The 25,851-nt window shown below is 40.9% G+C and carries 25 protein-coding genes; 12 read left to right on the top strand and 13 right to left on the bottom strand.

Features of this window, described 5'->3' with window-relative positions:
* Positions 1–2 precede the first annotated feature (2 nt).
* Genes IMPJCBKJ_RS01635 through IMPJCBKJ_RS01625 form a run of 3 tightly spaced genes read right to left on the bottom strand, consistent with a single transcriptional unit; the run spans position 3 to position 2,313 of the window.
* A complete protein-coding gene (locus IMPJCBKJ_RS01635; RefSeq protein WP_166338385.1) occupies positions 3–503 on the bottom strand; it encodes a dual specificity protein phosphatase family protein in 501 nt (166 codons plus the stop codon).
* A 13-nt stretch (positions 504–516) separates the two neighbouring features.
* A complete protein-coding gene (arsB, locus tag IMPJCBKJ_RS01630) occupies positions 517–1,539 on the bottom strand; it encodes an ACR3 family arsenite efflux transporter (protein ID WP_166338383.1) in 1,023 nt (340 codons plus the stop codon).
* Positions 1,540–1,548: 9 nt separating this feature from the next.
* Positions 1,549–2,313 carry a metalloregulator ArsR/SmtB family transcription factor gene (locus tag IMPJCBKJ_RS01625; RefSeq protein ID WP_166338381.1) on the bottom strand — a complete coding sequence of 255 codons (765 nt, stop codon included), beginning with the start codon at positions 2,311–2,313 and terminating at the stop codon, positions 1,549–1,551.
* Positions 2,314–2,489: 176 nt separating this feature from the next.
* Between IMPJCBKJ_RS01625 and IMPJCBKJ_RS01620 the strand changes: the two genes are divergently transcribed.
* Together IMPJCBKJ_RS01620 and IMPJCBKJ_RS01615 are read left to right on the top strand one after the other, a co-directional pair.
* Positions 2,490–3,272 carry an SDR family oxidoreductase gene (locus tag IMPJCBKJ_RS01620; protein ID WP_166338378.1) on the top strand — a complete coding sequence of 261 codons (783 nt, stop codon included), beginning with the start codon at positions 2,490–2,492 and terminating at the stop codon, positions 3,270–3,272.
* A gap of 1 nt (position 3,273) precedes the next feature.
* Positions 3,274–4,272 carry an AraC family transcriptional regulator gene (locus tag IMPJCBKJ_RS01615; RefSeq protein WP_166338376.1) on the top strand — a complete coding sequence of 333 codons (999 nt, stop codon included), beginning with the start codon at positions 3,274–3,276 and terminating at the stop codon, positions 4,270–4,272.
* Positions 4,273–4,358: 86 nt separating this feature from the next.
* Here the strand turns inward: IMPJCBKJ_RS01615 and IMPJCBKJ_RS01610 are convergent, their stop codons facing one another.
* The 4 genes from IMPJCBKJ_RS01610 to IMPJCBKJ_RS01595 are packed head-to-tail and all read right to left on the bottom strand — an operon-like array spanning position 4,359 to position 7,077.
* Positions 4,359–4,604 carry a hypothetical protein gene (locus IMPJCBKJ_RS01610; RefSeq protein WP_166338374.1) on the bottom strand — a complete coding sequence of 82 codons (246 nt, stop codon included), beginning with the start codon at positions 4,602–4,604 and terminating at the stop codon, positions 4,359–4,361.
* Positions 4,601–5,548, bottom strand: a complete 948-nt coding sequence (locus IMPJCBKJ_RS01605; RefSeq protein WP_240920975.1) for a polysaccharide deacetylase family protein — start codon at positions 5,546–5,548, stop codon at positions 4,601–4,603. Before IMPJCBKJ_RS01605 ends, IMPJCBKJ_RS01610 begins: the two co-directional genes overlap by 4 nt.
* Positions 5,549–6,649 (bottom strand): alkene reductase, encoded by a 1,101-nt coding sequence (locus IMPJCBKJ_RS01600; protein WP_166338372.1) that lies wholly within the window; start codon positions 6,647–6,649, stop codon positions 5,549–5,551.
* 11 nt (positions 6,650–6,660) lie between these two features.
* On the bottom strand, positions 6,661–7,077 hold the full coding sequence (locus tag IMPJCBKJ_RS01595; protein WP_166338370.1) for a lactoylglutathione lyase: 417 nt from the start codon (positions 7,075–7,077) through the stop codon (positions 6,661–6,663).
* 97 nt (positions 7,078–7,174) lie between these two features.
* Here IMPJCBKJ_RS01595 and IMPJCBKJ_RS01590 point away from each other — a divergent pair, with 97 nt between their 5' ends.
* Positions 7,175–8,086: a LysR family transcriptional regulator gene (locus tag IMPJCBKJ_RS01590; RefSeq protein WP_206004043.1), complete on the top strand. Its 912-nt coding sequence runs from the start codon at positions 7,175–7,177 to the stop codon at positions 8,084–8,086.
* A gap of 39 nt (positions 8,087–8,125) precedes the next feature.
* Here the strand turns inward: IMPJCBKJ_RS01590 and IMPJCBKJ_RS01585 are convergent, their stop codons facing one another.
* From IMPJCBKJ_RS01585 to IMPJCBKJ_RS01575, 3 genes are all read right to left on the bottom strand, one after another.
* Positions 8,126–10,087, bottom strand: a complete 1,962-nt coding sequence (locus tag IMPJCBKJ_RS01585) for a TonB-dependent receptor (protein WP_166338368.1) — start codon at positions 10,085–10,087, stop codon at positions 8,126–8,128.
* Positions 10,088–10,586: 499 nt separating this feature from the next.
* A complete protein-coding gene (locus tag IMPJCBKJ_RS01580) occupies positions 10,587–11,723 on the bottom strand; it encodes a serine hydrolase domain-containing protein (protein ID WP_166338366.1) in 1,137 nt (378 codons plus the stop codon).
* Positions 11,724–11,853: 130 nt separating this feature from the next.
* The gene (locus IMPJCBKJ_RS01575; RefSeq protein ID WP_138602302.1) at positions 11,854–12,663 is read right to left on the bottom strand and encodes a sulfite exporter TauE/SafE family protein; all 810 of its coding nucleotides are present in this window, start codon (positions 12,661–12,663) and stop codon (positions 11,854–11,856) included.
* A 642-nt stretch (positions 12,664–13,305) separates the two neighbouring features.
* On the opposite strand from IMPJCBKJ_RS01575, the gene IMPJCBKJ_RS01570 reads away from it, so the two are divergent.
* The 3 genes from IMPJCBKJ_RS01570 to IMPJCBKJ_RS01560 all read left to right on the top strand — a co-directional run bounded on the left by IMPJCBKJ_RS01570 (position 13,306) and on the right by IMPJCBKJ_RS01560 (position 16,161).
* Positions 13,306–14,283, top strand: a complete 978-nt coding sequence (locus IMPJCBKJ_RS01570) for a DUF1852 domain-containing protein (RefSeq protein ID WP_166338364.1) — start codon at positions 13,306–13,308, stop codon at positions 14,281–14,283.
* An 11-nt stretch (positions 14,284–14,294) separates the two neighbouring features.
* Positions 14,295–15,332, top strand: a complete 1,038-nt coding sequence (locus IMPJCBKJ_RS01565) for a methionine synthase (protein WP_166338362.1) — start codon at positions 14,295–14,297, stop codon at positions 15,330–15,332.
* 493 nt (positions 15,333–15,825) lie between these two features.
* Entirely contained in the window at positions 15,826–16,161 is a 336-nt protein-coding gene (locus IMPJCBKJ_RS01560) for a hypothetical protein (RefSeq protein WP_054553487.1), read from the top strand.
* A gap of 34 nt (positions 16,162–16,195) precedes the next feature.
* Here the strand turns inward: IMPJCBKJ_RS01560 and IMPJCBKJ_RS01555 are convergent, their stop codons facing one another.
* Positions 16,196–16,672, bottom strand: a complete 477-nt coding sequence (locus IMPJCBKJ_RS01555; protein WP_138599332.1) for a hypothetical protein — start codon at positions 16,670–16,672, stop codon at positions 16,196–16,198.
* Positions 16,673–16,714: 42 nt separating this feature from the next.
* Positions 16,715–17,536, bottom strand: coding sequence for a hypothetical protein (locus tag IMPJCBKJ_RS01550; RefSeq protein WP_228482476.1), 822 nt, complete (start codon positions 17,534–17,536; stop codon positions 16,715–16,717).
* 313 nt (positions 17,537–17,849) lie between these two features.
* On the opposite strand from IMPJCBKJ_RS01550, the gene IMPJCBKJ_RS01545 reads away from it, so the two are divergent.
* The 6 genes from IMPJCBKJ_RS01545 (at position 17,850) to IMPJCBKJ_RS01520 (ending at position 24,478) form a co-directional block, all read left to right on the top strand.
* Positions 17,850–19,424 (top strand): arylsulfatase, encoded by a 1,575-nt coding sequence (locus IMPJCBKJ_RS01545; RefSeq protein WP_166338360.1) that lies wholly within the window; start codon positions 17,850–17,852, stop codon positions 19,422–19,424.
* A 95-nt stretch (positions 19,425–19,519) separates the two neighbouring features.
* Positions 19,520–20,056 (top strand): RNA polymerase sigma factor SigZ, encoded by a 537-nt coding sequence (sigZ, locus tag IMPJCBKJ_RS01540; protein WP_054553484.1) that lies wholly within the window; start codon positions 19,520–19,522, stop codon positions 20,054–20,056.
* Between the two features lie 63 nt (positions 20,057–20,119).
* The gene (gene arsH / locus IMPJCBKJ_RS01535) at positions 20,120–20,830 is read left to right on the top strand and encodes an arsenical resistance protein ArsH (RefSeq protein WP_054553483.1); all 711 of its coding nucleotides are present in this window, start codon (positions 20,120–20,122) and stop codon (positions 20,828–20,830) included.
* Between the two features lie 149 nt (positions 20,831–20,979).
* The gene (locus IMPJCBKJ_RS01530) at positions 20,980–21,216 is read left to right on the top strand and encodes a diguanylate cyclase (RefSeq protein ID WP_206004041.1); all 237 of its coding nucleotides are present in this window, start codon (positions 20,980–20,982) and stop codon (positions 21,214–21,216) included.
* 221 nt (positions 21,217–21,437) lie between these two features.
* Complete coding sequence (locus IMPJCBKJ_RS01525) at positions 21,438–23,780, top strand: arylsulfatase (RefSeq protein ID WP_166338356.1); 2,343 nt, start codon at positions 21,438–21,440, stop codon at positions 23,778–23,780.
* Between the two features lie 221 nt (positions 23,781–24,001).
* Complete coding sequence (locus IMPJCBKJ_RS01520) at positions 24,002–24,478, top strand: hypothetical protein (RefSeq protein WP_054553476.1); 477 nt, start codon at positions 24,002–24,004, stop codon at positions 24,476–24,478.
* A 3-nt stretch (positions 24,479–24,481) separates the two neighbouring features.
* Here the strand turns inward: IMPJCBKJ_RS01520 and IMPJCBKJ_RS01515 are convergent, their stop codons facing one another.
* Positions 24,482–25,687, bottom strand: coding sequence for an anhydro-N-acetylmuramic acid kinase (locus IMPJCBKJ_RS01515; RefSeq protein ID WP_166338354.1), 1,206 nt, complete (start codon positions 25,685–25,687; stop codon positions 24,482–24,484).
* Positions 25,688–25,851 lie beyond the last annotated feature (164 nt).

The following is a 25,851-nucleotide window of genomic DNA, read 5'->3' as shown; positions in this document are numbered from 1 at the left end:
TGTTAAGCTCCTACTTTTTGAAAATTGTCGAAAAATGAACGTTGTACTGGGTTATGCAACGATTTAGGGCGAATAGCCTGCACTTGAGTAACTATGTCGTTTTTAGCATAGCCAAGCTCATGCATTAATAAACCAATAACTAAGCCTGTACGGCCTGAGCCGCCTTTACAATGTACAGCCACGCTACCACCACTTTTTATGATGGCAAGAATGTCGTTAAGGTGTTTGTTGAAAGCGAGACTAAACGCTTCGCTTGGCGCGTCATCATCCAAAATAGGTAATTGAAACCAGCTAAGACCGGCTTGCTCACATTCGATTGCAAGCTGCTGCGCGCCATTTTTAATAAGCTCTTCATCGTACATTAGAGTAATAATGGCTTTTGCACCTGCCGCTTTTAAATCAGCAACAGACTGTGATAAGCCAACGCCTTTTATGCCAGGGCAAGGGGTAAAAATAAATGCCCCAGTTTCTAGCTGTAAAATATCAAATGGATGTGATTGCATTATGATTCCCCAATTACTCTTTAAACCAATGTGTTGTTTTATTAACGATTGCAACCAACGACAGCATTACAGGTACTTCGACCAACACCCCAACAACGGTTGCTAATGCTGCCCCCGAGTGCAAACCAAATAATGAAATAGCCACTGCGACCGCTAACTCAAAAAAGTTAGAAGTACCAATTAAACATGCAGGCCCTGCAATGTTGTGCTTAAGCCTAAGCTTTAACGCAATAAAATAGGTGATTACAAAAATACCGTAGGTTTGCAAAACAAGCGGAATAGCAATCAGTACAATGTTAAGCGGTTGGGCTAAAATCGTGTTCGCCTGAAACCCAAACAGCAAAACCACGGTGGCCAATAAGCCGACAACTGAGTACGGTTTAACTTTCTCTAAAAATGACTGCACAGCAGCTTCATTTTGTGCTGAATTATTAAGAGCTTTTCGTGTTAATACACCAGCAATAAGTGGCAGTAATACATACAGCACAACCGAAATCATCAGTGTAAGCCAAGGCACATGAATATCAGATACACCCAGCAATAACCCCGCAATAGGTGCAAAAGCAAAAATCATAATGATGTCGTTCACAGATACTTGCACTAAGGTATAATTTGCATCGCCTTTGGTTAGTTGTGACCACACAAACACCATTGCCGTGCAAGGTGCAACACCGAGTAAAATCATCCCTGCAATATATTCTTGCGCCGTTTCAGGGCTAACAAAATCAGCAAATAACCCTTCAAAAAATAACCAACCTAATGCGGCCATTGAAAACGGTTTGATAAGCCAATTAATGATTAAAGTGAGCATCAGCCCTTTTGGATTCTTACCGACTTCTTTAATCGTTGAAAAATCAACTTGCACCATCATCGGGTAGATCATTACCCAAATAAACAGTGCAACAACAATGTTTACATGGGCCACTTCGGCTTTCGCTATTAGCTCAAATAAAGGCGGAAACATCACCCCTAGCGCCACACCAATGGCAATAGCAGCAGCAACCCATACAGATAAATATCGTTCAAAAACACCCATTTTTAGTCCTTAATTGCAGCAAAGAGCAACACGGGTTGGACGATCATCGCCCATCGCATTTAGCCTTGCTAACTCGTTTTCTATGAAATTTGGTTCGTTTACCACGGTCGAGGTAATTGTTTGTTTCATCCACATAGGTAGAGTCGGGTTTAAAGAATAAAACACCCACTGCTGGTGTTTTCTATCCGACAAAATGCCCTGCTTTTTAAGTTGCGCTAAATGCCTTGAAACCTTTGGTTGGCTCTGCTCGTTAAGTGCCGTCATTAGTTCGCATACGCAAACCTCTTGCTCAACAGCGATAAGCAATAAGCTTTTTAAACGAATATCATCTGCAAGCGCTTTATAAAATGTAGTTGGCGAAATCGATACTGGTTTTTCTTTGTTATGGGATTGCACAAACTGCTTAATTCGCTCATTGATCTCTTGCAACGTTTTTTCAAAAGCGTGAGGTTCAGGGCGAGTTTTTGGATCAACAAAGTCCCAGCCTAAACAATGTGTGCCATCAACACGATTTGCACATTCTTTAGCTGCCTTGTCGCACAATGTAATGACATAATCAAAATGCAGGTTAGTTACATCATTTAAGTGCTTTGAGTGTAAGTCATCGGTTTTTAGGCCAAAATGCTCAATCGTAGCAAGCGTACGAGGGTCTACCGCATAAGGTTCTGTGCCCGCACTAAACACCTCAAACTCACCTTTACCATGATGTTTAAGCAACGCCTCAGCCATAATTGATCGGGCTGAATTTTCTGTACATAAAAAGAGAACTTTCACGACTCACTCCATAACAATTTGGTTATATAATATTTTTGTTATATAGAATTTGCAAGCTGAATTTTATAAATGGCGCGTTTTGCAATAACGATGGCGCGATCTGATGTCATGTGACACCAAAAGATGGCCTACCATGCATATAACAAAACAACAGCTCAAATTAATGGAGTACAAATATGACATCAACAGCATTGATCACTGGCGCCTCAAACGGGATTGGTTTAGAACTTGCGAATATTCACGCACAGCATGGCGATAATTTAGTGCTGGTAGCTCGTTCAGAAGACAAACTGAATGATCTTAAACAACAGCTTGAATCAAAACACAACGTAAAGGTTACGGTTATTGCTGCCGATTTATCTAAGCCAGATTCAGCTGAGTATGTTTTTACACGTACTGAGGCACTTGGTTTGCACATAGATATTTTGGTGAATAATGCCGGCATTGGCGGACATGGCAAGTTTCATGAGCGTGATCTCAGTGCAGAACAAACGATGATGCAACTTAATATTGTGACATTAACAAACCTAAGCCACTATTACTTACAAGGCATGGTTGAGCGAAATCGTGGCAAAATTTTAAATATTTCGTCTACAGCTTCCTTTATGCCCGGCCCACTGCAAGCGGTATATTATGCAACGAAAGCGTTTGTGACTTCATTCAGTCAAGCAATTGCAGAAGAAGTAAAAGATAAAAACATTACGGTCACCGCGTTATGCCCAGGAACAGTAGCAACAGGCTTTGTTGAAGCAGGTGATCTACAAGGGGTAGATGCTTGGAAGAATGCTAAATCAGCGCATTCTGTGGCACTGTGTGGTTACAAGGCAATGCAAAAAGGTCAGTTAATTGCTTTTAATGAAGCGCCGCTTAAATTTATGCTCAATTGGGTGCTCCCTTTATTGCCTCGCAAAACTGTGTTAAAAATTTCTCGTCAGTTTATGGAAAAAAGCGGAAACTAATATGAAACGAGCCAGCAAGTTTTTGATCCCTCCCAACTGGCAAGTATTACTCAATGATTTAGAAATCAACCTAGAAGAGGCACTGGCTTATGCCCAGTTGCCTTCAGGTTTATTTTCTCAAGATAAAGTATACTTAACGCCCGCTCAATACTTCCAATTATGGCAGGGTGTAGAGACAGCAGCAAACGGCATTGAGTTACCCTTAAAACTTGCCGAAGTCATGACAATAGAATCATTTGACGTACCAATTTTTGCTGCTATTTGTAGCCCAAACTTAAATGCTGCTTTAGCGAGGTTACAACAGTACAAACCACTAATTGGCCCTATGGAGCTAGCACTTGAAATTACCAACACCCATACAAAAGCCCAAGTAAGCTGTTATGGTTTTATTGATACACTGCCTAAGTGCTACAGCTTGGCTGAACTGGTATTTTTTACACAACTCACTCGCCTTGCTACTCGAAAACAAATTAACCCTGTTACGGTTATTGTGCCAGAGCTACCTGAAAAGCTTATGGAATACGAAGCCTACTTTGGTTGCCCGTTGAAAGTGGGGAGTACCCCTAGCGTGACATTTTTAGCAGAAGATGCAAAAGCGCCATTTTTAACCAGTAATCAGGTGATGTTGTCATGCTTTGAGGGAGATTTAAAACGTAAGCTGCAAGATGTTATCAGCGAACAAAGCCTTACTGATAAGGTATCAAGTATTTTGTTTAAATCCCTACCTCAAGGGCAAAGTAACATTGAACATGTTGCCTCAGAGCTGGCACTAAGCAAACGCTCTCTACAACGAAAACTAGCAACTGAAAAGCAAAGTTATCAAAAAGTATTACAGCAAGTCCGAGAAGATCTTGCGCAGCACTACTTAATGCAAACTGAGTTACCAATAATCGAAATCGCCTTTTTACTCGGTTTTAGCGAAACAAATTCGTTTGTTCGCGCATACAGTAGCTGGACGGGTGTTTCTCCCGCCCATAAGCGCACACAAGTGAGACACTAGTTTTTTGTTAAGCCAACTAAAAGCCTAGCTAAAGGCTGCTTAACAATAGCAGCCTTACTGGACACACCATAACCGATACGTAAAAGCTAATGTTTCTGCCTTAAATCTCTTTCAAATTCAGTTTCTGTTTTAACTGGATTGCAACGCGTTATAACTTCAGTTTTGCCAACTTTTTCAGGTTCGTCAGAGCTATAAATCGTGGTGCTATAACTTCGATCTATTTCCCCTGGACAGTGATGATCTGCGATTACTACATCCTCAAACTCACCCGTTTGCTGCTGTGAGGCGCAACCAGATAAAAGTAGTGCAATAAAGGTTACTGTGTATTTCATAACAAATCCTCTGTAAAAGTACGGGGCTGATTTTTTGGCACATTGTCTTGGCTTAACATCCATTTTGCTATGTCATCTTTACGCATAAACTTAACCCCTTTGTGCTGCTTTGCATAGGTTATAAAGTCGTCCAACGCTTTCACTCTGGCGGGAGTGCCCGCTAATCTATCGTGAGCACTGATAGACATCATCCTTCTGCGCTGTTTGCCTTCTTTGTAGAGCACATCAAACTCGTCTTTAAGCTCTTGTAAATATGCCTTACCAGTCATAGCTGTGCTGCCAGTGTACCGAACTATATCGTTGTTTCTAAACGTGTATGGAACAACAACAATGTCGTCACTTCCAACAGGTGTTAGCGATGGCTCATCACGAGATAAATCGTCTATGTGATAAATAAAACCTAATTCTTTAAGGATTTTGAGGGTATTTTTTGAATGTCTCATCCAAAAAGCGTTAAAGCCCACAGGCCGCTGCCCTGTTACTTTTTCAATGATATTTGCACTTTTTATGTATGACTGTCGCTCTTGTTCTTCACTCATAGAGTATTGAGGGGTCCATGTTTGTCCGTGCCCTGATGCTTCATGCCCGCGTTGAACCACTTCTTTTGCTAACTCAGGGTTTAACTCAACAGCTCTGCCAACCATATGAGAGGTGACTTTAATATCATGCTTATCCCATAAATCTAGCAGCCTAGGAATGCCCTCGTTCATGCCGTATTGGTACCAAGAAGGCGAAATAGTGTCAGGATATCCAACCTCTTGCGGTGGAAACGGGCCCGGATCTGATTGGTCTTGCGCTGTGGCCTCAAACTGCATCGAAATAGAGATCACAAGTTGAGCATCATCAGGCCAAAATGCAGATGTTGCCTCCTTAGCCTGAGCAACACCTAAGCAACTTAAAACAAATACCGACGCAATTAAAATTGGCTTTAAAAATTTCATCATTTATTCCCCCTGAAATACTGGATAGTCTGTGTAACCTTGCTCATCACCACCAAATAAAGTAGTAGGATCTGATATTTCATTTAGAGGTAAATTGTGCTCTAAGCGATAAGGTAAATCTGGATTTGCAATAAACTTTCTGCCAAATGCAACATAGTCAACTAAGCCTTCACCAATGAGTTTATCGGCCTTTGCTAATGTGTAGTTTCCTGCCACCACAATTTTTCCATTAAAGCTTTCACGTAATTTAACTCTAAACTCATCGGTTACGAGGGGAGCATCATCCCAATCAGCTTCCGCTAAATGCAGATAAGCAATGCCAAGTTCATCAAACTTTTTAGCTAAATATAGAATGACATCGATTGCTTGCGGATCATCCATGCCTCTTTGTGTAATAAAAGGTGCTAATCGAATAGCCGTTTTTTCTGGGCCGATAGCTTGACTAATTGCAGTAATGATTTGCAGCGCGAACTTTGCTCTATTTTCAATATTACCGCCGTATTCGTCACTACGTTTATTTGATGTTTGTCTTAGAAATTGATCAATTAAATAGCCATTACCTGCATGTACCTCAACGCCATCAAACCCTGCTTCAATCGCATTTAAAGCAGCTTGTTTATAGTCTTGAACGATGCCCTTTATTTCATTGGTCGATAATTCACGTGGTGTAGGACAATCAAGCATTTGGCCTTCGCCATTTTCATCAACCACCCACACTTGCGCATTTGGGGCAATAGCACTTGGTGCAACCGGCAAGCCGTCTGGATGAAAGACACTATGCGACATTCTGCCAACATGCCATAACTGAGAAAAAATGAGTCCATTGTGCTGATGAACGGCTTGCGTTACTTTGCGCCATCCGTTGATTTGCTCTTCAGTATAAATCCCGGGGGTAAATGAGTAGCCCTTTCCTTGTGCAGAAATTTGCGTCGCCTCTGATACTATAAAACCCGCACTGGCTCGTTGCGCATAATATTCTGCCATTAGACTTGTCGGAATATCACCTGGTTGAGCCGTACGTGAACGGGTCATAGGAGCCATTACTATTTTATTTGCGGTTTTATGATGACCAATTTGGTCTGGATTAAATACTCTATTTTTCATGTGTGTACCTTTTAAATAAGCTCGCTGCGTGTAAATAAAATTTCTATTTTTAATCCATCAGGCCCTTGAATAAACACTTGATGCTCATTCGCTGCCGGCACTTCCCGCTCAACGAATGGTATTGAAGTTGCTTTTAGCCGTGCTTTAACTTCTTGATAATCAGTTGCAAAGAAAGCAAGGTGGTCAACCGTTGATAAGCCAACTGCTTCTGTTGATACCGAAGCTTGGCTTAAGTAATCAGATTGCGATTCATTTATGCCAAACTTAGCTGCTATATGAATGCATGGCGTATCCAAGTCGTCATATAACCAAACACCATCAAAACCAAATGCTGGCCTTGGCCCCTTTTTAAGGCCTAACGACGACTCTAAAAACTGAGCCATGTGCTGGATATTCGTTGCTAAAAGCAGAGCGTGATTAAGCTGCATTTCTATCTCCTTCAAGTGATGAAATGAGTTTAACTATTTTGACTAAATTTATAATTAGCCTTAGAGTTAAATCAGTATTCATTAAAACTGAAGAATAATGTCAAAAATTGATGATATGGCGCTTTTTGTTCACGTTGTAAAAGCGGGAGGGTTAGCCGCTGCGGGAAGAAAATTGGGGCTTTCGCCTGCAAGTATGACAGCACGAATTAATAAAATTGAGCAAAATTACGATACGCGATTATTAACGCGTAATACGCGCAGTATTGCCTTAACAGATGCAGGTGAACGTTTTTATAGTGGCTGTTTAAGAGTATTAGCAGAAGTCGAAAACACAGAAAACATACTTCAAGAGTCGCAACAAAACCTAAGAGGCCAGCTAAAACTCTCTGCAACATCAGACTTTGGTCGCCAGTTTGTTGCACCCGCATTAGCAGAATTCATCAATAATCACCCAAATGTTAAACCGCATTTAGTACTGACAGATGGGGTCACCAATATTGTTGAGGAAGGTATTGATCTGGCATTTAGATTCGGCAATTTGCCTGATAGTAACTTGATTAGCCGCCCGCTATGTAATAACCGCCGTGTGCTATGCGCCTCACCTAGCTATATAAAATCGTTTGGTTTGCCAAGACATCCCGAAGATTTAAAAAATCATCGTTGCCTTGTACTTGAGCGGCTTGGGCAACCACTAAATGACTGGCATTTTGAGGTAGATAACACGCACTTTTCTATCAAAGTAGCTCCCCACCTTTCATGCTCAGACGGTGAGGTGGTAAGACGTTGGGCAAATCAAGGCCATGGCATAGCCTTAAAATCATACATTGATATCAAAAATGACCTCAAAACAGGCGACCTTATTTTGATACTAGATGAGTATGTTCGAGGCTTTAGCCACAGCGATAAAAAAAGTGTCGGCCTACAGGTGATATATCCAAGCAGGCAATTTCAACCTCGGCAAGTGAAAGCGTTTATAGAGTTTTTTGAGTGTTGGTTTAAAAATAAGTAAGCCACCCAACAAAGTATGAGCGGCTTGGGTATTTATTAATTAACCACCAAATTGAATTCGCATGCCTGCATTAACGGTAAAACCGTCATTTCGAGACCATATATCAGTTGTCCAGCGTCCACTTACAGCTTGCTCAGGCAAGGTGAGCGGGTGTTCTTTTGTTTGACGAACGTTAAGTAAGTTCTCTGCGTTTACAAACCAGCTTACGTTACCCGTGGTTATTTGACCTAACAACCCCAAGTGCCAATATGGTTTGCTTCGTTCAAGGTAAGGGTTGTCTTCAAGGTGCTGAGTACCAGTATAATAGGCTTCAAAACCAACTAGATGACTGCCATGCTCCTCCCACATTACAACCAGCCCAGCCGAGTGCTCTGGTGTTAGAGTGAGTTTTTCGCGACCATACCCTGCCTGATTTTGCTTCGTTGCATCGGTATATAAATAGCTGCCGGTAAACTTAATATCATGCCAGCGATAGCGTATTAAAAACTCTGCGCCTCTGATTTGTGTTTGCCCTTGGCTGTTTACAAGTCGAACGGCTTTTTCACTGCCAACTTGAGAGGCTTCAAGCTCTGTAACATGCTCAATATTTGATGAAAACAACGTTATGCTGGTTTCTAAATTACCAGCAATGTAGCTAATATCGAATGAAGCTGTATCTGCTTGCTCTGCTTGTAAGTCATTAATGGGCTCAAGCTGTGATAAACCGACCTCATCAATTTCTTCAATAAAAGGAGTTGGTGCAAAATACCCTTTGCCATATGCACCTCTAAATAGCCAGTTTTCTGGATTATAGAGTACAGAAAGTCGAGGACTAAATTGATTGCCATACTCACTGTGATCATCTGCACGAGCACTCACTGACATTGATAAGTCATCCGTTGCTTGGTAATCAATTTGTGAAAACAGTCCTGGCACCTCATAACGATAATCAAACGCCGAAAATGTCTGTGAGGAAAACTGCTCTGTTTGATATGCAACACCTACCAACCAAGCAGTATTGTGCAAATAACCTGACACACTCGACTCAAGTAAATAACTATTATGCTTATCTTGTTCAAATACCTGACCGTACTGGTGATCATGATCTTGTTCCATTGCTGAGCCACGAACATTTAAATCAAGTTCTTCAGCTAATGCTTGATCATAAACAAAACCTAAGTCTGTTCTGAGTGTATCTTGCTGCTGCACAAATGGCAGACCATCAGGCATTAAAGCCCCAGCTTCAGTGCCACCTTTACGCTGTTCTTTCATCCCTCCAAGAGTTAAGTAGAGGTTTTCTCCATTTTCGCCTTGATAGTAAAGCCTAGGCCTTGCAGTGACCCGTTCATACTGTGCCATATCTATCCAACCATCATCATCCAGATCCTGTTTTGCTTGATGATGAATGCCCGCTGTCAAAGAGCTTGCGAACGACTCATTGATCGGGGCCGATAAATAGGTTGTTACATCTTGGCCATCTTTAGATGTCGCATTAAGCAATACCTCGCCGCCAAACTCGTCGGCAGGTGTTCGCGAAATTAAGTTAATTACACCACCAAGTGCTGAACCACCATATAAAGATGAGGCAGAACCTTTAATTATCTCAACATTTGCAAGATCAGTAGGTGGAATTTGTAAAAGGCCAATCGAAGCCGTTTGCCCACCATAAAGTGGCAAGCCATCGCTTAGTAACTGGGTATATCGACCATACAAACCTTGCAAACGAATATTCGCGCTGCCTAGTGATGGTGATGTTGTTTGCACCCTAACCCCCCCTGTTTCAGCAACTAACATCGAAATATTTCCAGGCCGCATTAATGCCTTTTCTTGAACTTCTTCACCGTTAATAATCTCAGTGCGAGTAGCTGATTCTGTCACAATACGCCCTAAACGTGACGCTCTGACCTGAATTCGCTCGATACTTTTTTCTTCATGATGATGTTCATCTTCATGTGCAATTGTATAACCAGCCGATGGCAATAGCAGTGTAACCGCGGCTAATTTAAATAGTCTTTGACGCATTTTTACCTCTTAGAATGCTTATTGTAATGACAAATAAATTTTCATTAACCAGCACCTATAGGCGAGCAAATGCCAACTTATAGGTTTTGGTTAAGAGGTAAAAATGGGTGGGCGATATAATTGCCGTGCAATTAAGTTCGGGGGGTGTTGCTGATCACTGAATCGAAAACCAGCAAAATAGGGCAGCTTAATTTTTTTAACTTCAAGGTCTAAATACAAGATTGGTGAGCATAAACTTGCTATGCAAGAACACCCTAATTCACAGCAATCGATATTGCAGCAATCATTAGTTTCACTCAGGCTGATTTGGATGGTTGCGCTATCAAGTGCAGCGAGCTGATAAATATCTTCACTTTCACAAGGTAACTCAGACGGCGACGCAATAACCTGCCCTACAAAAGAGAGCAAAACACACATTATCACCAACCAAGTTGAACAAAGCTTAGACATTTAATTTAAATCTGAAATAAGTTACGGGTCATTGTAACACTCATTGCGCTTATTTTGCTTGTAATGTTAAGTAATCACTCATCACTTTTTCAAGCTGGGCATAGTCTTTTTGCTGAGTAACAGCTCCTGCTACCACCACCTGCGTTGTTGGTTCATACATCACCAAAGTGCCCCAAAAGCCACCATGTTGATAAACCAAAGTGCCGTTATATTCTTTTGCAAATACACCTAAACGATAAGGGCTACCTGCAGGTAAGCCTTTATTAGAGAGCATGAGTTTGAGCGTTTCTGGGTGTTTGAAGACCTTACCTGAAAATAAAGCCTGATAAAATTTAGCCATACCGATTGGACTGGCAACAAGCCCACCGCCACCGTATAAATCGACAGTTGGACTCCAATTAAAGGTGTCGTTGCCGTACAAGTATTGATGCACGCGTCGTGACTCATCCACAGCAACTGAATCACCCCGTTCCCAGATCACATTTTCAATATGATTTTTGTCGAAACTTAAGTATTTACGAACCGCTTCAGGCAAGGGTAAATCTGTCACTCTTTCAATAATATGGCCGAGTAACACATATCCGGTATCTGAATATGAAAAAAGCTCGCCAGGTTTGCCAACTGGGTCGCCCCACTCTACACACCCTTTAATTTGCTCGCGCATCGTAATATCTTGCTGCGGATTTGCCATTATGCCAGCTAAATACTGATCGCTTTGAGCGTGATCGTATAGCCCTGCCGTATGACTCAGCACTTGCTTAAGCGTCATTTTATCAAGGGCATAGCCATCGCTTTCAAGAAGCGCAAAAAAGTCGTCAGAAATTAACTTATCAAGTGTTGTATCAAGATTTAATTTACCTTCTTCATGCAAACGTAGCACCGTTGCTGCAGTGAAGGTTTTAGTCACGCTGGCAATTCTAAATAAACTGTTGGGGTTAATAACTTGCGGCGCATTTTCTTTACTTTGCTTTACCGTTGAAAAAGTATGTCCATCATCAACAATCACATGAAGTGCAAAACCTGTAAGGGGAGCTTGTTGGTGTGCATTGAGAACTTGGCCCATTAAAGCGTGGTGAGTTTCGAGTGGCTTTGTAGGCTCAGCAGTCACTGGCAAAGCCAACATTGATAGAGCAACAAATAAAGAGCTTAGCGTTTTTTTACTTGCTAGAGAGCACCGACGATCCATAACAGGTTCCTTAAAAAATGAATCCTTTATTAGCGCCTAAAGCCAAAATAAGCGCGCAGTTAAGCAGCCTAATTACTACTTAACTGACATTAACAAACCGCTTTTGCGTTGTCGAATTAATAAGTTAACACTATTTTGTAAGCATATTCACAGCCATAATAACCAACAGCCCAGCAAATATTTTTTTAATAGTAGAGACGGGTAAATGATGCGTTGCTTTTGCACCTAATGGTGCGGTAAACCACGAAGTACAAACAATACCAAACAAGGCAGGCAAATAAACAAATCCAGCAAAGCCCTCTTTTAATGTAAAGTACTGACTGCCTGAGCTGATGTAACCCACAGAGCCAAATAGCGCAATGACAATACCGCACGCCGAAGCACAGCCAATGGCTTTTTTCATATCAACCGAGAAAAACGTCAGTAGCGGCACAAGTACCGCACCACCGCCAATACCTATCATGGCAGATAGACCCCCTGTGATGGTTGTATAAAGTGTCAAAAGGCCTTTATTAGGTAGCGTTCGTGATGTTTGGCTGTCGTTTTTACTGCTGAAAATCATTTTTAATGCAATAAGCACCACACTCACAGCGAATACAATTCGCACCACATTTGCGGGTAATAGCGAAGCCAAAAAGCCACTGATAAGTGCGCCTAGTGCAACCCCTGTCATTACCCACGGAGCCAATTGCCAAGGCACATTACCATTTTTGTGGTGAGCGATAGCTGATGACGTTGAAGTAAAAAGAATTGAGGCGAGCGATGTAGCAATCGCCACCAGCACCACTTGCTCTGCGGGTAACACCTGAAAATACAGCAAGATCATGCTTAATATAGGCACGATCACTAGGCCTCCACCAATTCCTAACAGCCCAGCTAAAAAGCCAACCCCGCTACCAAGTATGGCGCAAGCGATAATAAGCACGATTAATTCATTCATTGTATTTGTCTGTGTTGTTGATTTGTGAAACCGAGTATAACAACAATAAAGTACGGGGTTGCTCTCAAAAGTCCTGTTAACTAGTGAATATTACTCACGTTTTATATGAAATTACTGCAACTTCAACATGCAAATTTAGAGACCTAGACGTCCGAAATAACTTTAAAGCATTTTTTCACTCTGCGTTCCTAAATATTTTACTAAAACAGCAAATATGCATGAATCTGTCTCATGTTTTACCTGAAATTAAAACGTTTTTCTTCATGATACTGAGCACGTATAAATAGATACCCAAGCCACCTCAAGATGCAGAATTCAGCGTTTCACAGGTGCTTAATATCAAGGCGTTACTTTGCAAGAATGGCAGTCCCTTTTAAGAAGTAACAACGATGAGAGTGAGTGCCTGTGAAGCGCCCAAAGGGTTGTTTTAAAAGCGATTTATACTGCGTTATTGATTTTAACAATAGAACCACTATTACTTGCAACCAATGCCTTGTCTAAATCGCTTTTAATTCCAACTGAAACTCGCATCTTGAGGTGGTTTGGGTATTTTACGCTGCAGAGCAACCTAAGGTTAATGACCTAGCGATTTAAGGAAGGTGAGCAGCAATCATTTATCTCAGGACTTTTGGATACATTGCCATGAACAACGATTTCAGATTTACAATTAAAAGTATTTGCCTCGACGAAAATTATCATCCGTCAAATAGCACACGACTTACCACAAACTTTGCGAACCTAGCTCGCGGTGAAAGTCGCCAACAAAATTTACGTAATGCATTAAAAATGATTGATAGTCGCTTTAATGCGCTAGCAAACTGGGATAACCCGCAAGGCGACCGCTACTCCGTTGAGCTTGAGATCATCTCTGTTGATCTAGAAATTGCACAAAGCACAGAGGCATTCCCGTCAATTGAAGTACTAAAAACTAATATCATTGATCACCAAACTAATGAACGTATCGAAGGTATTGTTGGTAATAACTTTTCATCTTACGTGCGCGATTATGATTTTAGCGTACTGCTGCTTGATCATAACAAAGCGAAAAGCGAATTTAGCATCCCCGAAAACTTTGGTGACTTACACGGTAAACTCTTTAAATACTTCATTGACTCAGAGACTTACAAACAGCACTTTAAAAAACCACCGGTTATTTGTTTAAGCGTGTCTGATAACAAAACGTACCATCGCACAGAAAACCAACACCCAATTTTAGGTGCTGAGTACCAACCAAATGAGTCGTCATTAACCGAGCAATACTTTAAAAAAATGGGCTTGCAGGTGCGCTATTTTATGCCACCAAACACAGTTGCTCCGCTGGCGTTTTATTTCTTTGGTGACTTGCTGAACGATTACACCAACTTAGAGTTGATCAGCACGATTAGCACTATGGAAACATTCCAAAAAATCTACCGTCCAGAAATTTATAACGCCAATGCCGTGGCGGGTAGTTGCTATCAACCCAATTTAAGAAACGCCGATCACTCTATTACGCAAATTGTTTACGACCGTGAAGAGCGCAGTCAACTAGCGATTGCACAAGGTAAATTTACAGAGCAACACTTTATTAAGCCTTATCAGTCAGTACTTGAAAAATGGTCTGCCAACTACGCAATTTAATGAGATTAAAAATGAAAAAGTTATTACCTACATCAACAGCAGGCAGTTTACCAAAACCAGCTTGGCTTGCTGAGCCTGAAACCTTATGGTCACCTTGGAAATTGCAAGGTGCAGAACTTATCGACGGCAAACAAGACGCGCTGCGTGTTGCCTTACAAGAGCAGCAACAAGCTGGTGTTGATATCGTGAGCGACGGCGAGCAAACCCGCCAGCACTTTGTAACGACCTTTATCGAACACTTAAATGGCGTTGATTTTGAGAACCGTAAAACAGTGACCATTCGAAATCGCTACGAAGCCAGTGTACCAAGTGTGATTGGCCCGGTGTCACGCAGCAAACCCGTGTTTGTTGAAGACGCCAAGTTTTTACGTTCGCAAACCAAGCAACCTATAAAGTGGGCGTTGCCAGGGCCAATGACCATGATTGACACCTTGTATGACGCCCACTATGAAAGCCGTGAACAACTAGCGTGGGAATTTGCCAAAATCCTCAATCAAGAAGCGAAAGAGCTCGAAGCTGCAGGTGTTGATATTATTCAATTTGATGAGCCTGCGTTTAATGTGTTTTTCGATGATGTTAATGACTGGGGCATTAAGTGCCTCGAAAGAGCAATCGAAGGCTTAGAGTGCGAAACTGCTGTGCACATATGCTACGGCTATGGCATCAAAGCCAACACTGATTGGAAACAAACACTGGGCAATGAATGGCGTCAATATGAAAAAGTATTCCCAAAACTTCAAAAATCGAATATCGATATTATTTCACTTGAGTGCCACAACTCTCGCGTGCCCATTGAGCTATTAGCACTCATACGTGGAAAAAAAGTGATGGTTGGCGCCATTGATGTAGCGAGCAATGAAATTGAAACCCCTGAAGAGGTCGCACACACATTACGCGAAGCTCTGAAATACGTTGATGCCTACAAGCTTTACCCATGCACAAACTGCGGTATGGCTCCCCTCCCTCGCCACATAGCAAGCGCCAAACTCAGTGCATTGAGTAAAGGCGCAGAGATTGTAAGAGGCGAGGTTTTAGGGGCTAGGGGCTAGGTTCTAGAGGTAGTTAGCGAGTAACTAGGGGAAAGAGGAAAGTTGCGAGGTGCGAGGTTCGAGAGGCGAGGTGCGCATCTCCCTCGAGCCTTGTCGCCATAAATAGCGACCTACATGGTAGGTCGGGCTTTAGCCCGTCAGATTTTAAATTTAGTCTGAACCTGCTTGTGTAGCAGCGATTTCACATCGCGTTTTACCTCACCCATCACCCCTCGTTTCTCATTTCTCGTTTCTCGTTTCTCGTTTCTCGTTTCTCGTTTCTCGTAAAAATTTATCAATGCCACAGCATAAAGCCGATGCTACAACGTAGGCGTGAAACGTGTATCGCGCATCCTATCCTCTATCAACTAACTACTGCCCACCCCCTAATACTATTAAATCAACCCATTCAGAAAGAGTTAATCCAAAAGATGCAAAATTGGATTGGCTAAATTAATTACTTTTTGCTAATTTTATTTGTACCCAATGGAAGGGCAAAGATTAAAGGATTAATATGAACGAATTTGATATTTTCATCAGAAATATTGTCTTAGATTGTATTCGCGAACAAGGCACCTGCAGTGATATTTGCGAAGAAGACGAACAGTTAACTTTTTATGTTGATATTGAAAACCACGATAACGTGATATCGCGCAAACAGTTTAAAGTGACTTATCCTATTAGCTACTCTATTCAATCGGCACTCAAGCATGAAACTGATCTGCTTAGATATTTAGACTCTGGCGAAATCAGAACGCCCTTTACAACTGATATTATCGAAGTACTCAAATCTGAGTTACAGGCCTTTATGTTCAGCAACAAACCACGTGGTGAATATCATATTTGCTAATTCTTGATTTATAGCCTGGTGACAAATTATCAGGCTATAACTCAATTAGCTCACCATTATAAATACGGTAGCGTAACGTGGTTTTCTTGCTGGGGCAGCAACGAGGATCATTTTCATCATATGTACGTAATTGTATGACAAGCTCTTCGCCTACCTTATTTGTACTTTCTACAACTCCGTTAAAAGAAATAGACGACAACTCGTTATAACCGTCATTTTGAACCTTAATAAGAGTCAGCTTCTCTAACCAAACATTGCCTGATTGATAAGTCCAAAATATAGAGACTCTGCCATCAATATGCTCATAAAAACGCTTTAACCGGCCAACTTCATCATCAGAGACTAACTCTGGAAAATGATCTTTATATTGGCTTTGAATAAACGCATCAACTTGCTGCTGTATTTGCTGCTCGGTGGCATACCCTGTTAAAGATACAAATAGTGCTATTAAACCAAAACTTTTCAACCCAAACCGAGAGTTCTTTAATCTATATTTTTTAAATGAGCTCATAATTCACTCTATTGATTTATACACTTTTTGATAAAAATAGACTTAATTTGTTTGATAATAAAAGCTTGTCTCAGAGAGTGGTTTTATTACGTCATACTCAAGGCCAATTGCATTTCTATCACCTTTCCTAGGTATATTACTTTTGTCTAAAAGTACCACCCCCCAATGATTATCGCTAAGGCCGCCAAAAATTACATTTACGCTGTCATTCTTATCTTTTGTGACAGCTGCAACTTTATGTTTAATCATTAAATCTCTGAGCTTTTGAGAATAAGCTGATAGCTCCATCAAACTAGAGGCTGTATCAGGTGATAGAATTTTATAATCGGCAGATGGGACAAAACCCGCATACTTTGATGGTGTATAGCTTAATAATTGAGTTGGGGAGTAAAAAGTATTGTTAATACGATAAACATTCGGCGCAGTTAATTGTACAAGGTTCAAGCTAATGTTATTTTTAAAAGCTAAGATTTGCTCCTCCGATACAGCTAAAAATGAGCTAATTTGCTTTAGCCTTTGTTCCGTACACTTATCTTTTTTACAAATAACTAAATTAGGAAGTTTTGTTCCAACCTGCGGTTCTACATTTAAAAACTGACTACCAAGCACGCCTAAATTAAAGTTAGTAAACGCTTGCTTATCTTTGTCATTTTTCAATTTTGTGGCATGAATATCAAAGATGCTAAACGGGTAAAAAGAGGGTAAGTAAGCAAGCTCTAAATCGGTTTGCGGCATCATTTCATCCATGTGCTTTAAAACCGCGCGATACTCTTGATCTATCTCATTATTAAAGTAGGCTGGCATGTCAGCCATTGCAGTAACAGAAAATAGAAAAGCACCACTAAGAAGCATCTTATTTAGCATAAAAAAGTAATTCCTTTTAATTAAATTTACACTGAGGACAATACCATTTAAGGCACAAAAATCATATTTTTGAGATAAAACTTATAGCAGCGCCATACCTTTAGTAATAATAAAAAAACATGAACTCATATTTCATTCTAGAATTAATAAACTCGCCATTAAGTTCATCTCCTCGCAAAACTAGCACAATAAAACTGGCCATATTTCCAACAGCTGATATTCTTAATAAAGACTAAAAATTCAGAATAACTAGATTTATATCAAATAGTTAATATATATGAGTGAATTCATCCCCCTTAACAAGGAGTAAAGTATGAAAAGGTTTTTAGTTCTCAGTCTGTTAATCGCATCATTTTCTGTGGTTGCAGAAAAAAATGTATTCAATGATGCAATCGTTGAAAAGCCAAATATGGAGCCAGCCATTCCTCGCCCTGAACAAGAGAAAGTTGCGGTCTCAAAGCTAAAGAATCTCGAAGCTAAGCAAGGCAGAAAGCCAAATGTTCTTGTTTTACTAGTAGATGATTTAGGCTGGGGTGACCCTGGAGTGTATGGTGGCGGTGCAGCGATAGGTGCTCCCACTCCTAATATAGATAAACTGGCAAACGAAGGGCTTCGCCTCACATCAATGTATTCACAACCAACTTGCACATCTTCTCGAGCTGCACTGACAACTGGTAGATTACCCGTAAGAAGTGGCTTAGTTCGCCCTATTCTAACTGGCGATAAAGTGACACAAAATCCGTGGGAGAAAGAAGTATCTCAAGGTAAGCTATTATCTAAAGTGGGCTATAAAACGGCGCTAATCGGTAAATGGCATGTTGGTGAAGCTGAGGGAATGCTTCCTCATGAGGTAGGTTTTGATTATTTCTATGGCCTCCCATCAGTTCAATCAGATTACACCCAATTTTTGGTAGAGCGCCAATATGCCGACATGATGACGAACAAAGAGCTTTACACTAAAGCTTCTCAGCTGCGTCCTGAAGGCCTGATAAAAGGCCGCAAAGGTGGTAAGCGTGAAGTTGCGTATCCAATTAATAGTATTGAAGATATCTCAATGATTGATCAGGTATTGCGAGATGAGTCTGTAAAATTTATAAACCAAGCTGTTGATGAAGGGAAACCATTTTATTTAATTCATTCTTTTTCAAAGATCCATAACGACAACTACCCAGCTCCAAAATACAAAGGCGCAAGCCCAGCTGCAATGCCCGTTCGCGATGCTATGGTCGAAGTTGATGATATTACAGGTGAACTTGTTGCTCTATTAAAAGAAAAAGGGCAGCTAGAAAATACACTGATTATTTTCACTTCAGATAATGGCCCTAATGAAGATACTTGGCCAGATAGTGGCTATTCGCCGTGGCGTGGTGGTAAAGGAACAACATGGGAAGGAGGAGTTAGAATTCCCGGCATTGCTTACTGGAAAGGCATGATATCTGCTGGGCAGGTCAATAATGGCTTAATGGACCTCACCGATATCTACATGACTTCTTTACGATTAGGTGGTGTTATTGATGAGCTTCCGAGTAATATGTATTTCGATGGCATAGATCAAACAGCTTTCTTACTAGCTGATAATGGCAAATCACGACGTCAAGTTGTGTATATGTGGAGCCGTGAAGATTTCACAGCACTTCGCTGGTTAGACTACAAAATTCATTTTAAAGTGTTCAATACTGCAGTGCCAAGACGCAACATTGATGCATCATTCTTATTAGATATCGGAACGGCGCCTTGGGTTTTCAATTTAAATATGGACCCTAAAGAAATGGCAAGCACAGGGCACCAATATTTTGAATGGGGCATGCCTCAAGCGACTAAGTTTATGAAAGCACACATAGCCACAATGAAAAAATACCCAAATACGGATATAGGACTCGGACTCTAATCTTATTTGGTATAGTAATTAAAATGAGCCTGCCACATGCAGGCTCTGTACTATTTTTGATAAACTAACGATTAAATCCCAACAACGATACTATTATGTCCATCGAACAAATCTGGCTTGAATACAAAAATAGTTTACGTGCTTTTTTAACCACCAAAATATCGAACCCTGCTGATGTTGAAGAACTTTTACAAGATATTCTGTTAAAAACACATCTTAATATTCATCACTTACAAGATCAGCGAAGTTTAAAGGCTTGGTTATTTCAAATAGCACACCATGTTATTGTTGACTTTTATAGGCGTCAAAATAAGCATGTAGAAATAGAGCTTGATGATATTATTTCGCAACAAGAAAACAAAACCGTAAAAGCTGAACTCATAAAGTGCATTGAACCTTTTTTACAAGCTATGCCCGAAGAAGAAGCGGATCTAATTAGAAAAATAGATCTCGAAGGATACTCTCAAAAAGAGGAAGCTTTGAAGTTAAACATCAGTTACTCAACCTACAAATCAAGGCTGCAAAAAAGTCGATCAAAATTGAAGGCATTATTCGATTGTTGTTGTGACTTTGAAATCGATAAGTACGGCAACTTAGTTGATTACCACCCCAAACAAAAAAAGTTCTGCTAACACTTCGTCTTTTTGAAAAACATTACGTCTTACTAGGTAAGCCTCAATCATTCAGGAGATGTAATGAAATACTTAAATGATGCAAAGTTTGACGTAACCCCGACTTTCGATAATGCAAGCACAAGCAAACCTCGAGTTTTAATTTTATACGGGTCTTTACGAGAAACGTCGTTTAGCCGTTTTGCTAGTGAAGAAGCCGCAAGAATACTTGAACACTTAGGTGCTCAAGTTAAAATATTTAACCCAGATGGATTACCATTATTTGATAATGGAGAGTCAGTAAACAATCAAAAAGTACAAGAGCTGCGAGAGCTTGTGAAATGGTCCGAAGCACAGGTTTGGTGCTCACCTGAAATTCACGGCAATATGTCAGCTGTGCTCAAGAATCAAATAGATTGGATCCCACTCACTGATGGTGCTGTTAGACCAACACAAGGTAAGACGCTAGCCGTAATGCAGGTATCTGGCGGTTCGCAAAGCTTTAATGCTGTAAATAACATGCGCATTCTTGGTCGCTGGATGCGTATGTTAACGATACCAAATCAGTCATCAGTCGCAAAAGCTTGGCAAGAGTTTGACGAGGCTGGCAATATGAAAGAGTCGTCGTTTAGAATGCGCATTGTCGATGTGATGGAAGAGTTAATTAAATTTACTTTACTAACCAGAGACAAACTGGACTGGCTCGTAGACCGATATAGCGAAAGGCAAGCGGCTGCGAACTTACAAACAACTAAATTAGTGGATGACAGTAAAGTGCTTGAACCAAACTCTTAACTTTAACAACTTTCCACAAGGCTGTTCAATGAAGTTCAGCCTTATGCTATTTGACCAAAACAAACCTGCTACATTCACTATGAATGCTAACCAGAACATCTGCAAAATTAATATTATGGATAATAATTCCTGACGGAGTAACATTTAAAATGTTTAGGATTTTTTGCTTTCTATTATTCTCTTCTCAGCTTGCTGCTACTGAAGTAGAAAACGAAATAAACAAAGTTTTTCAAGGCCTTACAACAAAAGCCGAGGATATAAGCGCAACGATAAGCTTAGGTGTTATTGAAATTGCACCAAACGAAACGCCAGAACAGGCAGCCAAAAGAGTCGACTTACACCTTTATGAAGCAAAAAGAGGCGGCAGAAATACTGTCTTTTCTTAACTTTAATAGATTCAAATTAAATTTAAAAACCGTTATTAAGCTCAAATCCAAAGAACCAACCTTAATGGATTAATCAAAAAGAATTACCACTAAAAACAACCTTTAAAAACACAAAACGTACTTTATTTAAACAATTACCTTGGACTATAGTTACTAAGTTAGTGACTAAATACTCACTATTACATACCAACATGTCGGTAATTATTACCATGGAGAAAGGGATGAATCGTTTAAAACGAGTAGGTAGTATTATTTCATTGCTATTGCTTTCTGGGTTTAGCCAAGTGAACGCATCTGAAATAGATAGAAGTGTTTTACCAATAGCCGCACCAGAGTTTCAAGGAAAGATTGGCAAAACGTTTGAAAACTCTAAACAAGATTATCCACAACCAATAAAAGCACCAAAAGGTGCACCTAATGTTGTGGTTATTTTATTAGATGATTTTGGGTTTGGTCACCCAAGTACTTTTGGCGGCCCAATTCCAACCCCATCAATCGATAAACTAGCCAATGAAGGTTTAAAGTTTAACCGCTTTCATACCACAGCTATTTGTTCGCCAACACGCGCAGCTCTTCTTACTGGTAGAAACCACCATCAAGTTGCCATGGGAACAATTACTGAGCTTTCAACAGGCTACCCTGGCTATCATAGTGTTTGGCCTGATGAAACTGCGAGTATTGCCCAGATTCTAAAAGAAAATGGTTATAACACAGCGGCTTGGGGTAAATGGCACAACACTCCAGACTGGGAAACCAGCCCAATTGGTCCATTTGACCATTGGCCGACAGGCCTAGGTTTTGAATATTTTTATGGCTTTCAGGGAGGTGAAACTAGCCAATGGGAACCGCAATTATTCAGAAACACCACACCGGTTGAACCACCTAAAAAGCCTGAGCAAGGTTATCATTTAACCGAAGACTTGGTTGATGACGCAATCAAATGGATGGGGCAACAAGAATCTATCGATAGCGAAAAGCCGTTCTTTATGTATTTTGCAACAGGCGCAACACACGCCCCGCTTCATGCACCACAAGAGTGGAACGACAAGTTTAAAGGTCAATTTGATCAGGGTTGGGATAAAGTTCGCGAAGAAACATTAGCTCGGCAAAAGTCGCTTGGTATAGCCCCACAGAATACTAAACTTACAGAACGACCTAAAGAAATAAAAGCATGGGACTCTCTTTCTGCTGACGAGAAAAAGCTATTTAGCCGTCACCAAGAGGTGTTCGCAGGCTTTACTGCGCACACAGATTATCATGTTGGTCGATTACTGGATGCGGTTTCGCAGTTACCTGATGCTGATAACACCATGATTGTTTTTATCGCTGGTGATAATGGCCCAAGTGCTGAAGGCAGCGTCACTGGCACACTTAACAATATGATGACGCAAAATGGCATTGCCGACACAATCAAAGGGCAACTAGCTAAAATAGATGAGCTAGGTGGCCCGCTGCACGAGAACCACTTTCCTGTTGGCTGGGCATGGGCAGGCTCAGCACCATTCCAGTGGATGAAACGTGTCCCTTCACATTTTGGTGGCACCCGAAATGGGCTTGTTGTGTCATGGCCTAAATATATTAAAGAGCATGGTGGCTTGCGCTCACAGTTTCATCACGTGATTGATATAGCACCAACCATACTTGATGCAGCCCACATTCCTGAGCCTAAAGTTGTTAACGGTGTAGAGCAAACGCCGATGGCTGGTGTGAGCATGCTGTACTCGCTGAACGATAAAGATGCTAAAGGCAAACGTACGACTCAGTATTTTGAAACCGGTGGTCATCGTGCTATTTATCATGACGGTTGGGTGGCTGCTTCGTTTCATGGAGTACCATGGGCTTTGAATGGTTCTGTTGGTTTCGATAATGATAAATGGGAGCTTTACAATATTGAAGAAGACTTTTCTGAAGCTGTTGACTTATCTGCTAAATACCCAGATAAATTAAGAACTTTAATTTCAATTTTTGATCAAGAAGCGAAAAAATTTAATGTTTACCCATTAGATGACCGCTTTGTTGAACGTGGAACTAATCCTGAACGCCCCAGTGTAACCAAAGGAAAAACTCAGTTTACTTATTTAGCTGGTACTAATCGTATCCCTGAAGGGAGCGCACCTGCTGTTTATGGCCGTTCGCATTCTATTACGGCAACGTTTAATGTACCAAAGCAAGGTGTAGAAGGTGTATTAGTTGCTGTAGGAGGTTCAAGCGCTGGCTACAGCTTATATGTTGAAGACAGTAAACCTGTTTACGTGATGAATTTCTTTAACGAGCACCACTATGTTGTTAAATCTGAACAAGCTTTACCTACTGGCGAGGTCACGCTTACCCTTGAATATACCCAACAAGGAAAAGCACCTAACGGCGGCCAAGCGACACTGATAGTAAACGGTAAAAAGGTTGCCTCTGGCAAAGTGGATAAAGTGCCTCCGGTTCGCTATTCAGCCACTGAAACGCTTGATGTTGGTCAGGATCTTGGCTCAACAGTTACCCGAAGCTACTACGATAAAGCACCATTCGCTTTTACTGGTCAATTACATAAAATTGAATATGTTTTGAAGTAAATAACTAAATTAAAAGGTGTGCTGCAGCACACCTTTTTTAATACTTTTATTGGTGAGATTATACAAACTAGCTAGTTCAAATATCCGACCAAACGAATCAAATATTCAACTTTCCTCTGTTTCTGAAATAAATAATCCGCAATATGACAATAGTCATAATTCTGTCATTTAACTGATCAATAATTGACGCTAATTTAATCACCTAACGTAATGAAGAAGTAATGGACAGTGCCTTGGTGCAACTTTCGTTTGCACTCCCCTCTAGTGAAGACCCTTTATGTGCTGCACTTGCGCATACTATGGAATACGAACAATTGCATTTTGCGGCTAATGAGCAAAAGCGTGTTGTGTTTTGTTGTGTGCTACCAGATGATGCCCATGAAGGCGATGTGATCTCTATCAGTGCAACCCGCCCTGATGCGCGCGAATCGGCGTATTTTACTGCACACACTTTAACGCAACACGATCTAGAACAGCACGTTATAATGCTTACCTTAGAAAACGTTACTCACAGTGGTGAATTTGTATTGCAATTAATGCTACACGGCTTGCATGCAACACTTAAAGACAGCGCCCAGTTTGATGTCAGCATTGCAGCTAGCACATCACCAGAGCTATTAACTTCTGAGCAAGCTAAAAACCAGGGCTTACGCCATTACATTAGTAATATTGGCGCAAGCTTTTTAGCCTTTTTCTAGGGCCTAGTCAGCAAAGCTAATTTTACCCATGGTAATATCGGGGATCCCTTGCTCGGTATTACCAAAGCGTTGTTGCCCACCCGACAGACATTCGTTCGCTAAAATAGCAAATAACACAGCTTCTTTTGCATCTGGATTAATCCCCAACGAATCGGTATTTTTTATCTCTGAAAGCGCTGGGCAATTAGCCAAAATAATGTCCATTAATAATGGGTTATGGACCCCACCACCACTGGCGTATACAGCCACATCGGTCAAACCTTCGCTGCATTGGTTAATTGCTTTAGCAATCATTGCTCCTGAAAACTGCACTAAGGTTGCCATCACATCAAAGTGCGATAAGTTCTGCGTATTCGAGCGTGCTTGTGCTGCAGCTAAATAGTCTAGATTAAACACTTCTGGCCCGGTGGTTTTTGGAAACCCTAAAGCAAAAAATGCATCATCACACAGCGCTGCGAGCAAATCTTCACTTACCGCGCCTTTTGTTGCAATAGCGGCATCTTTATCATAATGAAGTGGTGCAAAATAACGCTGCACATAAGCATCCATAATGGTATTGCCGGGGCCAATATCAGAGCTAAAAACCGCTCGTGCATCTGCCGATTTAGGTAAATAGGTTAAGTTTGCAATGCCGCCCATATTAAGCAATATGCGGTTTTCGCTGGTACTTGTGAAATACAAGTAGTCACCATATACCGCAAGCGGTGCACCTTCGCCACCCGCTGCAATGTGCTTTTGTCTAAAATCAGCTATGGTTGTAATACCTGCAGTCACGGCTAAATGATCGCTATCACCAATTTGTAGTGTTGCATTACCATATTCTGCACGCTTGTGTTGGTTTTTAGGGCAGTGATAAATAGTTTGTCCGTGACTGGCAATCACATCAACAAGTTCTTTTGCTACTCCCCAGCTGGCTAACGTTTTGGCAACCATTTCACCATGTAATTGACCAATCCAAGGATTGAGTAAAGTGACTTCTTCAAGGTCACATTCGCGTTTGGCGAACACTCGCTTTACACGCGTTTTATAATCATCGTCGTAGTCGACCGTCGTAAATTTTACGACTTCGACATGAGTATCCATGCCTTGCCCTGATACTTCGCATAGCGCAATATCAAGGCCATCTAATGAGGTGCCACTCATTAGACCAATTATTAATTTTTTTTCTTTTTTTGCGCTTAAATACAGTTTTTCAATATGTTGATGCATAAATAAATCACTTAAAATCAGCTTATTAGATGTAAATAAGCGGGTTAACGACTTGGAATAGTTTATATTTTAAAATAATAGATTTAAAGAATAATTATTGCAAAGACTTTTAAATTGCTTTAAAACTGTACCGGTGAGCTCCCCAAAAGGAGAGCACACAAGCA

It is taken from the genome of Pseudoalteromonas sp. MB47 (assembly GCF_011319765.1).
Lineage (GTDB): Bacteria > Pseudomonadota > Gammaproteobacteria > Enterobacterales > Alteromonadaceae > Pseudoalteromonas > Pseudoalteromonas simplex.
The sequence above is the reverse complement of the archived record's forward strand: the minus strand, read 5'-3'. Positions and strand labels throughout refer to the sequence as shown.